This is a genomic window from Herbaspirillum sp. AP02 (genome assembly GCF_015767275.1).
In the GTDB taxonomy this organism is placed as follows: Bacteria; Pseudomonadota; Gammaproteobacteria; order Burkholderiales; family Burkholderiaceae_D; genus Herbaspirillum.
Window position 1 is genome coordinate 78,704 of record NZ_JADWMY010000011.1, and the last position, 13,039, is coordinate 91,742.

Consider the following 13,039-nt stretch of genomic DNA (forward strand, 5'->3'; position numbering starts at 1 on the left):
TTGTCCAGCGCTGCTCATCCTACCTCACTGCATGGGAAAAATCTTCTGGCGTGGTTCCAGTGCGGAGCCCCTCCCTCCTACAAGCCCCGCAGGAAATCAAACAACTCCGGCACATCCGCATAGCCCACATTGAAACGGAAGCTGGTCTTGTCCGGTGCCGACAGATGGAAGAAATCCCCCGGCGCCAGCCAGATGCCTTTCTGCCTGGCGCGGTCGGCGATCTCGCGGGCCGACAGTGCGCAGCCTTCGAGGGTGGCCCAGGTGAACATGCCGCCGCGGGCCGGCGTGAAGGGTGTCAGGCCGGCTTCGCTCAACTTGGCATTGAGGGTGGCCTGGGCGTTGAGCAGGGTGGCATTGAGGGTCTGCACATGGCGCCGGTGATGGCCGTCGGTCAGGACGTTATGCACCAGTCTTTCATTGATCTCCGAATTGGTCAGGGTCAATACCATCTTGGTATGCACGATCTGCCGCGCCAGTTCGCGCTGGCAGGCGATGTAGCCCACCCGCAGCGAGGGGGCGATGGTCTTGGAATAGCTGCCCACGTAGATCACCCGCTGCAGGCCATCCAGCGCTGCCAGCATGGGGTCGGTGGCCTGGCCAAGTTCGCGGAAGATGTCGTCTTCCACCACCCAGAAGCCATGCCGTTCAGCCGCCTGCAGCACGCGCATGGCGCAGGCCGGGGTGTAGGAGGTGCCGGTCGGGTTCTGCAGCACGCTGGTGGTGAAGAACATCTTGGGCCGGTGTGCCCGGGCCAGCGTTTCCAGCTGCTCGGTATCGACCCCGCCCGGAGTGCGCGGCACGCCGATCACGTTCAGGCCGGCCAGGCGCAGCATGGCGATCAGGTTGCAGTAGCCGGGGTCGTCGATCATGACCGTGTCGCCGGGCTGGGTCATGGTGCGGATGACCAGGTCCAGGGCCTGGGTGGCGCCATGGGTGGTGAGCACCTGTTCGATGCCCAGCTCCAGCGCCCAGTGGCCGAGGAACTGCGTGATCAGCTGGCGCAGCGGGGCATAGCCGTAGGGGTGGCCATAGCCCACCTGCTGCGCGCCGGGCGAGCGGATGATGCGGCGCTCGGCCTGGTGCAGGCCTTCGTCGTTGAGCCACTTGCCGGGTAGCCAGCCGCAACCGGCCTTGATGGGCACGCGTTCGTCGGCAAACATTTCCGAGAGCAGCCAGGCCGAGTCGATCACCGGTTCATGCGGGACGAACACCGCACGGGCGCCGCTCTGACCAGCCCGTGCGGCCACGAAGAAGCCGGCGCCACGGCGTGCCAGCAACATGCCGCGTGCCACCAGTTGTTCATAGGCCTCGACCACGGTGGAGGCGCCGATGGCGTGGCTTTGGGCGAACTGGCGGACCGAGGGCAGGCGTTCGCCGGAGCGCAGTTCGCCGGCTTCGATCAGCCCGGCCAGACCGTCGGCGACCTGCTCGACCAGGCGAGCCGCGGTATTGCGTTGCAGATCGAGTTGCAGGGGCGCTCGCGGGAGCTTGGCCATGCTGATCCTTTCGGGTGAAGTATCGCCCATGATGTCCACTGCATTGCTGCAATCGGAGGATGTGTGTTGTGAAAACCTGAACTGTATTGCTCTTATGACGGCGGCCGGACCAGCGTGTTTTCCGCCCTCTCCGTCCCTATTCTCCGCTGGATAAAGGCTGCTGAGCCATCTGCACCGGCCGCCTGCGCGATGACGCTCCCGGCGGATAACCCAATACAGTTTATTGCCTTTATCAATACAGTTTCAGATCAAAATCAAAAGTGTAGCTAACAATACTGCCAGTGTCTGGCAATAATCAAGCACTCCCTGCTGGTTTCTCCTTTTACCTTTTCCATCGGTGCCTGCCATGTCCAGTCAAGACCATTCGCATCCTTCCAGCCTGTCGGCCTACTGGATGCCCTTTACCGCCAACCGCAACTTCAAGGCCGCACCGCGCATGCTGGTCTCGGCCGAGGGCATGCATTACCGCGATGACGCCGGCAATGCCATCCTGGACGGCACCGCCGGCCTGTGGTGCGTGCCGCTGGGCCACGCCCACCCCAAGATCGTCTCGGCCGTGCAAAAGTCGGTGGCCACGCTGGACTACGCGCCCTCCTTCCAGCTGGGTCACCCCAGCGCCTTCGAACTGGCCGAACGCCTCAAGGCCTACACCGGCAACCGCTTCGCCAACGTGTTCTATACCGGCTCCGGTTCGGAAGCGGTGGATACGGCGCTCAAGATCGCCCTGGCCTATCACCGCGCCAAGGGCAATGCCACCCGCACCCGCCTGATCGGTCGCGAGCGTGGCTATCACGGCGTGGGCTTCGGCGGCATGTCGGTGGGCGGCATCGGCGGCAATCGCAAGACCTTCAGCACCGCGCTGCTGCAGGGTGTGGACCACCTGCCGCACACCCATGACCTGGAAAAGAACGCCTTCACCAAGGGCGAGCCGGAATACGGCGCGCACCTGGCCGACGAGCTGGAACGCATCGTCGCCCTGCATGACGCCTCCAACATCGCGGCCGTCATCGTCGAGCCGGTGGCCGGTTCCACCGGCGTGCTGATCCCGCCCAAGGGTTACCTCAAGCGCCTGCGCGAACTGTGCACCAAGCACGGCATCCTGCTGATCTTCGATGAAGTGATCACCGGCTTCGGCCGCCTGGGTACGCCTTTCGCGTCCGACTACTTCGACGTCGAACCGGACATCTTCACCACCGCCAAGGGCCTGACCAACGGCGTGGTGCCGATGGGTGCGGTGTTCGTGAAGAAGGAAATCCACGACGCCTTCATGAACGGCCCGGACGGCATCGAGCTGTTCCATGGCTACACCTATTCCGGCCACCCGCTGGCCTGCGCCGCCGGCCTGGCTTCGCTGGATGTGTTCGAGACCGAGGGCGTGCTGGACAATGCCCAGGCCGTGGCCGGCTACTTCCAGGAAGCGGCGCACGCGCTGCGCGGCCTGCCGCATGTGATCGACGTGCGTACCATCGGCCTGATCGCCGGTATCGAGTTGTCATCCATCCCGGGCCGCGTCGGCGCCCGTGCCTATGACGCCTTCGTGCGCGCCTTCAACGACGGCATCCTGATCCGCGTGACGGGCGACATCATCGCCCTGTCGCCGCCGCTGGTCATCAACAAGCAGCAGATCGACGAACTGTTCGGCAAGCTCGCGGCCATCCTCAAGACCCTGGCCTGATCCCTCACTACGACGCAAGAAAGATTCATGGAAAAGATTGCACACTACATCGGCGGCCAGCGCGTCGATACCAAGAGCGGGCGCTACGCCGATGTCTTCAACCCGGCGCAGGGCGTGCCGGTGGCGCAGGTCGCGCTGGGTACCGCCGATGAGGTCGATGCTGCCGTCAAGGCGGGCGTGGCGGCCTTCCCGGCCTGGTCCAACACCCCGCCGCTGACCCGGGCGCGGGTGATGTTCCGCTTCCTGCACCTGATCCAGCAACGGGCCGACGACTTCGCCCGCCTGATCGTGCGCGAGCACGGCAAGACCTTCTCGGACGCCCAGGGTGAAGTGGCGCGCGGCATCGAGATCGTCGAGTTCGCCGCCGGCATTCCGCAGATGCTCAAGGGGGAATACACCGACCAGATCGCCCGTGGCATCGACGCCTGGTCGATGCGCCAGGCGCTGGGCGTGGTGGCCGGCATTACGCCGTTCAACTTCCCGGCCATGGTGCCGATGTGGATGTTCCCCATCGCCATCGCCTGTGGCAACTGCTTCGTGCTGAAGCCTTCCGAACGTGACCCGTCGGTCTCGCTGCTGATCGCCGAACTGTTGCAGGAAGCCGGCCTGCCTGACGGCGTCTTCAACGTGGTGCAAGGCGACAAGGTCACCGTGGATGCGCTGCTGGACCACCCGCAGGTCAAGGCCATCAGCTTCGTCGGTTCGACCCCGATTGCCGAATACATCTATGCCCGTGGCTCGGCCAAGGGCAAGCGCGTGCAAGCCCTGGGCGGCGCCAAGAACCACATGGTGGTCATGCCCGACGCCGACATGCAGCTGGCCGTGGATGCACTCATGGGTGCGGCCTATGGCTCGGCCGGCGAGCGCTGCATGGCGATCTCGGTGGCGGTCGCCGTCGGCAGCGCCGGTGACGAACTGGTGGCGGCCCTGGCCGAACGCGCGCGCAGCCTGAAGATCAACGAAGGCATGGCCGCCGGTGCCGAGATGGGTCCGGTGGTGACGGCTGCCGCCAAGGAACGCATCGAAGGCCTGATCGGCCGTGGCGTCGAAGAAGGCGCCACGCTGGTGGTGGATGGCCGTGGCTATCAGGTGCCGGGATTCGAAAAGGGCTTCTTCGTGGGCGGCACCCTGCTCGACCACGTCACGCCGGAAATGACGGTGTACAAGGAAGAAATCTTCGGCCCGGTGCTGTGCGTGCTGCGCTGCCCCGACATCGCCAGCGCGGTGGAACTGATCAACGCCCACGAGTATGGCAATGGCGTGGCGGTCTACACCCGCGATGGCGGCGTGGCGCGTGAGTTCGTGCGCCAGATCGAGGTCGGCATGGTGGGGGTGAACGTGCCGCTGCCGGTGCCGATGGCCTTCAGCAGCTTCGGCGGCTGGAAGCGCAGTCTCTTCGGCGACCATCACATGTATGGACCGGAAGGCGTGCGCTTCTACACCCGGGCCAAGGCGGTGATGCAGCGCTGGCCCAATACGGCCAGCGCAGGTGCGGAATTCGCTTTCCCGCAGATGAAATAAAGAGGATCAACGGCATGAAATTTTCATGCCGTTTTTCTTTTGTGCGGACGTTGGCGAAGGTATGCTGGGGCAGCGTCCGGAAATGGCATGATGCAGCGCACGCATGATGCCTGCTTACGCAGGCGATGGTGCAGAAAACGTCAGCCGCTGGTGCAAACAAGGAGACCCTGAACCCGCAGGATAAGAATCGTCAACGCGGACTGCACCAAAAGCAGATACGCTGGCGAAAATCTTAGAAAATACAGACCGTCGTGGCGGATCGGTGGGCACACACCGGCAGCACGGGAGAACGGCAATCCATCTGGAGACACGCTCATCGGAGCGGCAGGAGGAGCCCTCATGCAGGCTCACGCCACGCGGCGCAAATGCGCGCCGTTACAGCGTTTTGGCAGTCACTGTTTCTGCTTTCCGGCATTGTCGGAAGGCAGCTTTCCCCTATGGTCCCGGCCTTTTCCGCCCGTTCGCGGCGGCGGCTTTTTCACGTCCACGCAATCCATCGATGTCCAAGGTTTCCTAAGTTTCAAGGGAGCGATGGGCATGGAACTTGCGTTGACGCATCAGTAATGCAGTGTTGCGCATTTCCATGGATGTCATCTGTCAATCGTTAGCTTCGAGGGAGAATCAAGCATGATCAGCCGTCGCAATTTCCTGAAACTGTCCGCCCTGGCCGCACCCGGCGCACTGACCTACCACGATGTGTTTGCCCAGGCCGAGAGCATCGCCTTCGGTTGCCCGGTGCCGATGTCCGGTCCCTTCGCCGCCAACGGCAAGTTCGCCGACATGGGCATGAAGCTGGCGCTGCAGAAATACGGCAAGGTGCTGGGCAAGAGCACCAGCTATACCAACCTCGATACCGAAGGCAAGCCGGCCACGGCGGTGCGCAAGATGCAGGAAACCATCGAGAAGGGCACGCGCTTCTTCGCCGGCGGCATCCTCTCCGGCGAGGCGCTGGCCATGGGCAAGGAAGCCGACAAGGCCGGCGCGGTCTTCATCACCACCGCCGGTGCCGACGAGATCACCGGCAGCGACTGCAACCGCTCCACCTTCCGCTGGTCGGTGCCGACCTTCGGTGCCATCGAACAGACCGTGCGCCCGCTGCTGGAAAAGATGCCCAATGCCAAGCGCTGGTACACCATCACGCCGCAATACGTGTTCGGCGAAGGCCTGTTGTCGGCGGCCAAGAACATCTTCAAGGAAAAGGGCATCGAACACGTCGGCAACAGCTACCACTCGCTGACCGAGAAGGAATTCTCGGGTTACCTCACCAATGCCATGGCGGCCAAGCCGGATGTGCTGCTGCTGCTGAACTTCGGCTCCCAGTCCTCGGACACGCTGCGCCAGGCGGTCAGCTTCGGCATGAAGAACAACTGCACCATCCTCATGGCCTGGGCCTCGGGGCTGGAACAGTTCGAGACCCTGGGTGCGGACATCTGCGACGGCGTCTACTTCGGCGCGCAGTATTGGCATGCCATCGATGCGCCCTTCAACAAGGAATTCGTCAAGCTGGTCAACGACAACCTGAAGATCGATCCCAACTACAGCCTGGCCGGTTCCTACATCTGTACCAAGATCATCCTGGACGCCATCATCAAGGCCAACAGCACCGACCCCAAGGCGGTCATCGCCGCCATGGAAGGCATGAAGTACGAGGGCCTGACCGGCACCGAGGAAATCCGCAAGGGCGACCACCAGGTGATCAAGAACTACTACCTGCTCAAGGGCAAGGCCAAGTCCAAGATGGCCAACAAGAACGACTATGCGGATATCGTCTCCTCCGGCAAGTCCTTCCTGGCGCTGGAAAAGACGCAGTGCAAGCTGTGATGTCGCCGGTTTGAGATCGACGGTCCGTGCGCAGGCTGGCATGGCGGACGGACCGCATTTGCTGCATCTTCGTCACGAGGTTACATGAACATCTATCTGCTGCAGATCGCCAATGGCGTAGGCATCGGTATGCTCTACTTCCTGCTGGCGGTGGGCCTGTCGATCGTCTTCGGCCTGCTGCGCTTCGTCAATTTCTCGCATGGCGCCTTCTTCCTGCTGGGCGCCTACCTGTGCTTCCAGGTCACCGACCTGGGGCTGAACTTCTGGTGGTCGCTGCTGCTGGCGCCGCTGGCCGTGGGCCTGTTCGCCTGGGTGGTGGAGCGCTTCGTGCTGCGCCACGTGTATGCGCTGCCACACCACTTCCACATTCTCTTCACGGTCGGCATGGCACTGGTGATCCAGGAAGCGGTGATTTCCGTCTGGGGGCCGCTGGGCAACAATGTCTCGCCGCCCGACCTGCTGCAGGGGGTGGTGATGTGGGGCGGTTTTGTCTATCCCAAGTACCGCCTGTTCGTCATCGGCCTGACCGCCGTGATGGCGCTGCTGCTGTGGTGGCTGCTGGAAGGCACGCGCCTGGGCTCGATCGTGCGCGCCGGTTCGGAATCGACCGAGATGGTGTCGCTGCTGGGCCTGAACATCAACCGCATCTTCAGCCTGGTGTTTGCGCTGGGGGCGGCCACCGCCGGCCTGGCGGGCGCGCTGGCAGCGCCCATCCGCGGTGCCGATCCCTTCATGGGAGTGGAGGCCCTGGGGATTGCCTTCGTGGTGGTGGTGGTCGGTGGGCTGGGCAGCTTCTGGGGGGCGCTGATCGGCGGCATCCTGGTGGGCATCGTGCAGAGCGTGATGAGCACGGTCTGGTCCGAGGGCGCGCACCTGATGATCTATGTCGCCATGGCGGCCGTCATGCTGCTGCGTCCGAATGGCCTGCTGGGCCGGCCGGGCGCGGCTTGAGCTTTTCTGCACGGGAGTTTCCATGAAACAGATTGCGCATTTCCGTTACACCCTGCTGGCCGCCGCCGTGGTGCTGCTGTTGCCGCTGCTGCTCAGTTCCGGCACGCTGGCCACCGAAGTGCTGGTGTTCGCACTGGCCGCGCTGGGCTGCAACCTGCTGCTGGGCTACACCGGGCTGATGTCCTTCGGCCAGGGCATCTTCTTCGGCGTGGGCAGCTACACCGCCGGGGTGGTGCTGCTGCAGTTGAAGCTGGCACTGCTGCCCTCGCTGGCGCTGGCCGCACTGGGCGGCGCCCTGGTGGCGCTGCTGGTGGGCTGGTTCTCGATCCGCCAGCGCGGCACCTACTTCGTGATGCTGACGCTGGCCTTCGCCCAGATGTTCTATTTCCTGGCCTATACGCTCAAGGACGTCACCGGCGGCGACAACGGCCTGCTGGATATCCCGCGTCCCCCGCTGTCGCTGTTCGGCCTGACGCTGTTGCCGACCACCTCGTCGTGGCAGTACTACACGGTGGTGGCCATCCTGTTCGTGCTGGTGTTCTGGCTGTTGCAGCGGGTGGTCGATTCGGTGCTGGGCAAGACCTTGCTGGCGGTGCGCGAGAACGAGGCACGCGCCTCGGCGCTGGGCTATGACGTGCGGCTGCTGAAGCTGGCGGCCTTCGTCATCTCGGGTGCAGTCACGGGGCTGGCTGGCGGCCTGCACGCGATGATGACCGGGGTGGCGCCGCTGTCCAACATCGAGTACCACACCAGCGAAGCGATCCTGGTGATGACCGTCATCGGCGGCACCGGCAACCTGTTCGCCTCGCTGCTGGGGGCCAGCTTCTACGTGCTGGCGGGTAACTGGCTGTCGAGCCTGTGGCCGCGCTGGCTGATGTTGCTGGGCCTGCTGCTGATCGCAGTGAGCCTGTACATGCAGAAGGGCCTGTTCGGGCTGGCCGTGAAGATCATCGACAGCGTGCGTGGCACCAGGACCAAGGAGGCCGAGCCGCAGGCCGCCGTCACCCAGGAGAAGCACCCATGAGCCGCCCCATCCTGCAAGCGGTCAACGTGACCAAGCGCTACGGCAAGTTCACCGCCGTGAACGGCATCACGCTCGATATCGAGGGTGGCACCGTGCATTCGGTGATCGGTCCCAACGGCGCGGGCAAGACCACGCTGTTCCATACCCTGACCGGCACCACGCCCATCACCGAGGGCAGCATCCTGGTGGAGGGTGAGGAAGTGTCGCTCCTGCCGGGTAACCGGCGCGTGCAGAAGGGACTGGCGCGCTCGTTCCAGGTGACCAGCCTGTTCCCCAACCTGAGCGTGCGCGAAAACCTGCGGCTGGCGGCGCAAGGACGCGCCCCGCTGGCCGCGCTCAATCCGTGGAAGCGGGCCGAGCAGTTCGAGTCGGCCTGCGCCCTGGCCGATGAACTGGTGACGCGTCTGTCGTTGCAGGCAGTCGCCGAGCGCGCCTGCGCCGAACTGTCGCACGGCCAGCAGCGCCGCCTGGAAGTGGGCATGGCCATGGCCGGGCGACCCAAGGTGATCTTCCTGGATGAACCGACCTCGGGCATGGGCATCGACGACATCGCCGAGATGAAGCAGCTCATCCACGGTTTGCGCCGCGACTATACGGTGGTGCTGATCGAACACAACATGGACATCGTGATGGATATTTCCGACCGCATCACCGTGATGCAGCTGGGCCAGATCCTGGCGCAGGGCAAGCCGGCCGAGATCCGCAACGACGAACGGGTAAGGCTGGCCTACCTGGGCAGCATGATCACCGGAGGCAAGGCATGATCCTGCAAGTACAAGACGTTCACGGCTACTATGGCAAGAGCCACATCCTGCAGGGCATTTCGCTGGAGGTCGATGCCGGAGAAGTGGTGACGCTGCTGGGGCGCAATGGCGCCGGCAAGACCACCACCTTGAAGAGCATCGTCGGCGTGGTGCCACCGGCGCAGGGGCAGGTGCTGTTCGAGGGCCAGCGCATCAGTGGCCTGCCTTCGTACAAGATCGCCGCGCGCGGGGTGTGCCTGGTGCCGGAGCATCGCGGCATCTTCAAGCTGCTGACCGTGGAAGAAAACCTGACCATGGCGGCGCGCAAGGAGTCGGCCTGGGGGCTGGAAGAAATCTACACCATCTTCCCGCGCCTGAAGGAACGACGCCGCAATGGCGGCGGCCAACTCTCCGGCGGCGAGCAGCAGATGCTGGCCATTGCACGGGCGCTGATGACGCATCCCCGCGTGCTGATGCTCGATGAGCCGGTGGAAGGTCTGGCGCCGGTGATCGTGGACGAGATCGTGGCACAGATCAAGGAGATCAAGGCCACCGGGATGTCCATCATCCTGATCGAGCAGAACCTGGAAGTATGTACGCAACTGGCGGACCGCCATTACATCGTCGAACAAGGACGCATCGTCTATAGCGGCAGCAACGAGGCATTCCTGGCCGACGATGGCGTCAAGGACCGTTATCTTGGCGTGAATCTTGCTGCCTGACAGCAGGAGCAGGCGTCAAACCCAAACAAGGAATCCATGATGGAAACGAAGACCGAAGTCACCACCCTGCGCGTCGATGGCGCGCGTCTGTGGGATTCACTGATGGAGCTGGCCAGGATCGGCGGCACGCAAAAGGGGGGCGTGTGCCGCCTGGCGCTGACCGACCTGGACAAACAGGGCCGTGACCTGGTCACCGCCTGGGCACGGGCCGAGGGCATGAGCGTGGTGGTGGACCAGATCGGCAACATCTTCATGCGCCGGCCCGGCCGCAACAATACCTTGCCGCCGGTGATGACCGGTTCGCACATCGATACCCAGCCGACCGGCGGCAAGTTCGACGGCAACTATGGCGTGCTGTCAGGCATCGAGGTGATCCGCACGCTGAACCAGCACGGCATCCAGACCGAGGCGCCCATCGAGGTGGCGGTCTGGACCAACGAGGAAGGCTCGCGCTTCGTGCCGGTGATGATGGGCTCGGGCGTCTTCTGCGGCGCCTTCACGCTGGAGCATGCCTACAACGCCACCGATATCGACGGCAAGAAGGTGCGCGATGAACTGGAGCGCATCGGCTACATCGGCGACCAGGTCTGCGGCGACCATCCCATCGGCGCCTATTACGAGGCGCACATTGAACAGGGGCCGGTGCTGGAAAACGCCGATACCGTCATCGGCGTGGTGCCGGCGGTGCTGGGGCTGTCCTGGTACGACTGCACGGTGACCGGCTTCGAATCGCACGCCGGTCCGACACCGATGGAAATCCGCAAGGATGCGCTGCAGGTATCTACCTACATCATGCAGGAGGTGGTGGCCATCGCCCACCGCTACCCGCCTTATGGCCGTGGCACGGTGGGCCAGGTGCAGGTGATGCCCAACAGCCGCAACGTGATCCCGGGGCAGGTGAAGTTTTCCATCGACCTGCGCAACGTGAGCGACGAATCGCTCAACCGCATGCATGAAGACCTGGTGGCCTACCTGGAGGCGATGCGCCAGAAGACCGGGCTGTCCATCGAGCTGGAGCGGGTGTCCTACTTCCCGCCCTGCCCCTTCCATCCGGATTGCGTGGACAATGTGCGCGCCGCCTCTGCGGCGCTGGGCTACAAGACCATGGACGTGGTCTCCGGCGCCGGCCATGACGCCATCTACGCGGCGCGCCTGGCACCGGCCGGGATGATCTTCGTGCCGTGCAAGGACGGCGTGTCCCACAACGAGATCGAGGATGCCCGCCCCGAGCACCTCGAAGCCGGCTGCAACGTGCTGCTGCAGGCCATGCTGGCCAGTGCCGGCGTGGTCAGGGATTGATGCAGGAAAGTGATCATGAAATCGAAAATCGTCATTGCACGCATGAATCACGAGACCAATACCTTCTCGCCGATTCCCACTCCCCTGGACGCCTTCGCCCCGCAATGGGACGAGGCGGCCTACCGTGACCAGAAAGGAGCGCGCACGGCCATGGGCGCCTTCATCGATATCGCCGAGGGATTGGGCGCGGAGATCGTCACGCCGCTGGCGGCCTGGGCCAATCCCAGTGCCGCCGTGGCGGCCGATGCCTATACCGTGATGTGCGACGGCATCGTGCGTGCCATCGAAGCCGGCTGCGACGCCATCCTGCTGGACCTGCATGGTGCCATGGTGGCGGAGAACGCCGACGATGGCGAAGGCGTGCTGCTGGAACGCATCCGCCGCATCGCCCCGCATACGCCACTGGCGGTGGCGCTGGACCTGCACGGCAACGTCACGCCCAGGATGGTGGCCAATGCCGACGTGATCGTCAGCTTCAAGACCTATCCGCATGTGGACATGTACGAGACCGGTGAGCATGCCGGTCGTCTGCTGGTGGCCCTGCTGCAGGAGAAATCACGCCCGCGCCTGGGCTGGCGCCAGGTGCCGGTGCTGTCGGCCACGCTGACCAGCAATACCTCGGCCTCGGCCATGCAGCGTGCGGTGGAGGCGGCCAAGCAGGCCGAGCAGCGGCCGGGCGTGCTGGCAGTCTCGGTGCTGGCAGGCTTCCCCCTGTCGGACTTCCACGATGCCGGCATGTCGGTGGTGGTGGTGGCCGAGAACGATGCTGCGCTGGCCGATGCCGTGGCGGAAGAAATCGCCCGCCAGATCTGGGCCGAACGCGATGACTTCGTCTATGACAGCCTGCCGCTGGCGCAATCGCTGGCGCAGGCCAGGCAGCTCGCCGAGGCAGCCGGCAGCGGTCCCGTGCTGTTGCTGGATCACAGCGACAACGTCATGTCCGGCGGCACCTGCAACACCATGGACGTGCTGGAAGCGGCACTGGCGGCGGGCCTGGAAGGCATTGCCGTCGGCCCCATCAGCGACCCCGAGGCGGTGGCGCAGCTGGTCGCCGCCGGCGTCGGCGCACAGCTCACGCTGGCGGTGGGCAACAAGGTCGCGCTGACCGCCCAGGGCATCAACAAGGTTCCGCCGGTCTATACCGGCAAGGTGCTGGCTATCACCGACGGCCGGGTGACGGTCACCGGTCCTATCTATACGGGCTCGACCCTGCAGATGGGACGCAGTGTGCTCTTGGACATCGGTGCGGCGTGCATCGTCGTCACCGAGGAGCGGGTGGAGCCCTATGACCTGGGCGTGTTCACCAGCCTGGGGCTGGACCCGGCACAACAGGCCTTCCTGATCCTGAAGTCGCGCATGTATTGCCGCCCGGTATTCGTGCCGATCAGCCGGGCGCTGGTGGAATGCGATTCCGACAGCGGCGGGCCGACCAGTGCCAATTTCAGGCTGTTCCCCATCAAGAAGATACGGCGTCCCATCTATCCGCTGGACGCGCGGATGGACTGGTAACCCCTCTGAGCGTGCAGGCGGCCTGGCAGGCTGCTTGCCGTTCCGCCCGCCTGCCTACCCGTGCCTGCCATGCTGCAATGGCATCTCGCAACAGTCCCCCAAAAGTACATGGTGCAATCCCCGCCGCCCATGGTAGGCTGACCCGATCTGCCCGCGGATTCTGACGACCGGGTGCGCAGACAGGGAAATCGTTTATATCTTTATTGCATCTCCGCAGCGGCGCTCACGACGACAACTATTCACCAACGCCAGCCCGTTGCGGCAACCTTGGGAGGAAG

The 13,039-nt window shown here is 64.2% G+C and carries 10 protein-coding genes; 9 read left to right on the forward strand and 1 reads right to left on the reverse strand.

Annotation, left to right across the window (positions count from 1 at the left end; all coding sequences use genetic code 11):
• Positions 1-77: 77 nt before the first annotated feature.
• Complete coding sequence (locus I5R65_RS19860; protein ID WP_180666849.1) at positions 78-1,496, reverse strand: PLP-dependent aminotransferase family protein; 1,419 nt, start codon at positions 1,494-1,496, stop codon at positions 78-80.
• Between the two features lie 346 nt (positions 1,497-1,842).
• Here I5R65_RS19860 and I5R65_RS19865 point away from each other — a divergent pair, with 346 nt between their 5' ends.
• The 9 genes from I5R65_RS19865 (at position 1,843) to I5R65_RS19905 (ending at position 12,761) form a co-directional block, all read left to right on the forward strand.
• A complete protein-coding gene (locus I5R65_RS19865) occupies positions 1,843-3,171 on the forward strand; it encodes an aspartate aminotransferase family protein (RefSeq protein WP_180666851.1) in 1,329 nt (442 codons plus the stop codon).
• Positions 3,172-3,198: 27 nt separating this feature from the next.
• Positions 3,199-4,692 carry a CoA-acylating methylmalonate-semialdehyde dehydrogenase gene (locus tag I5R65_RS19870; protein WP_180666853.1) on the forward strand — a complete coding sequence of 498 codons (1,494 nt, stop codon included), beginning with the start codon at positions 3,199-3,201 and terminating at the stop codon, positions 4,690-4,692.
• 627 nt (positions 4,693-5,319) lie between these two features.
• Positions 5,320-6,513 carry an ABC transporter substrate-binding protein gene (locus I5R65_RS19875; protein ID WP_180666855.1) on the forward strand — a complete coding sequence of 398 codons (1,194 nt, stop codon included), beginning with the start codon at positions 5,320-5,322 and terminating at the stop codon, positions 6,511-6,513.
• Positions 6,514-6,597: 84 nt separating this feature from the next.
• A complete protein-coding gene (locus I5R65_RS19880; protein WP_180666857.1) occupies positions 6,598-7,464 on the forward strand; it encodes a branched-chain amino acid ABC transporter permease in 867 nt (288 codons plus the stop codon).
• A 22-nt stretch (positions 7,465-7,486) separates the two neighbouring features.
• On the forward strand, positions 7,487-8,488 hold the full coding sequence (locus I5R65_RS19885; protein ID WP_180666859.1) for a branched-chain amino acid ABC transporter permease: 1,002 nt from the start codon (positions 7,487-7,489) through the stop codon (positions 8,486-8,488).
• Positions 8,485-9,252, forward strand: a complete 768-nt coding sequence (locus tag I5R65_RS19890) for an ABC transporter ATP-binding protein (RefSeq protein WP_180666861.1) — start codon at positions 8,485-8,487, stop codon at positions 9,250-9,252. The genes I5R65_RS19885 and I5R65_RS19890 overlap by 4 nt, the downstream gene beginning before the upstream one ends.
• The gene (locus I5R65_RS19895; RefSeq protein WP_180666863.1) at positions 9,249-9,953 is read left to right on the forward strand and encodes an ABC transporter ATP-binding protein; all 705 of its coding nucleotides are present in this window, start codon (positions 9,249-9,251) and stop codon (positions 9,951-9,953) included. Before I5R65_RS19890 ends, I5R65_RS19895 begins: the two co-directional genes overlap by 4 nt.
• 39 nt (positions 9,954-9,992) lie before the next feature.
• Complete coding sequence (locus I5R65_RS19900) at positions 9,993-11,252, forward strand: Zn-dependent hydrolase (protein WP_180666865.1); 1,260 nt, start codon at positions 9,993-9,995, stop codon at positions 11,250-11,252.
• A gap of 15 nt (positions 11,253-11,267) precedes the next feature.
• Positions 11,268-12,761, forward strand: coding sequence for a M81 family metallopeptidase (locus tag I5R65_RS19905; protein ID WP_180666867.1), 1,494 nt, complete (start codon positions 11,268-11,270; stop codon positions 12,759-12,761).
• The last annotated feature ends 278 nt before the right edge of the window (positions 12,762-13,039 follow it).

Coding starts and splice junctions, on each gene's coding strand:
- I5R65_RS19860 (WP_180666849.1), bottom strand. CDS start 1,496: ATGGCCAAGCTCCCGCGAGCGCCCCTGCAACTCGATCTGCAACGCAAT.
- I5R65_RS19865 (WP_180666851.1), top strand. CDS start 1,843: ATGTCCAGTCAAGACCATTCGCATCCTTCCAGCCTGTCGGCCTACTGG.
- I5R65_RS19870 (WP_180666853.1), top strand. CDS start 3,199: ATGGAAAAGATTGCACACTACATCGGCGGCCAGCGCGTCGATACCAAG.
- I5R65_RS19875 (WP_180666855.1), top strand. CDS start 5,320: ATGATCAGCCGTCGCAATTTCCTGAAACTGTCCGCCCTGGCCGCACCC.
- I5R65_RS19880 (WP_180666857.1), top strand. CDS start 6,598: ATGAACATCTATCTGCTGCAGATCGCCAATGGCGTAGGCATCGGTATG.
- I5R65_RS19885 (WP_180666859.1), top strand. CDS start 7,487: ATGAAACAGATTGCGCATTTCCGTTACACCCTGCTGGCCGCCGCCGTG.
- I5R65_RS19890 (WP_180666861.1), top strand. CDS start 8,485: ATGAGCCGCCCCATCCTGCAAGCGGTCAACGTGACCAAGCGCTACGGC.
- I5R65_RS19895 (WP_180666863.1), top strand. CDS start 9,249: ATGATCCTGCAAGTACAAGACGTTCACGGCTACTATGGCAAGAGCCAC.
- I5R65_RS19900 (WP_180666865.1), top strand. CDS start 9,993: ATGGAAACGAAGACCGAAGTCACCACCCTGCGCGTCGATGGCGCGCGT.
- I5R65_RS19905 (WP_180666867.1), top strand. CDS start 11,268: ATGAAATCGAAAATCGTCATTGCACGCATGAATCACGAGACCAATACC.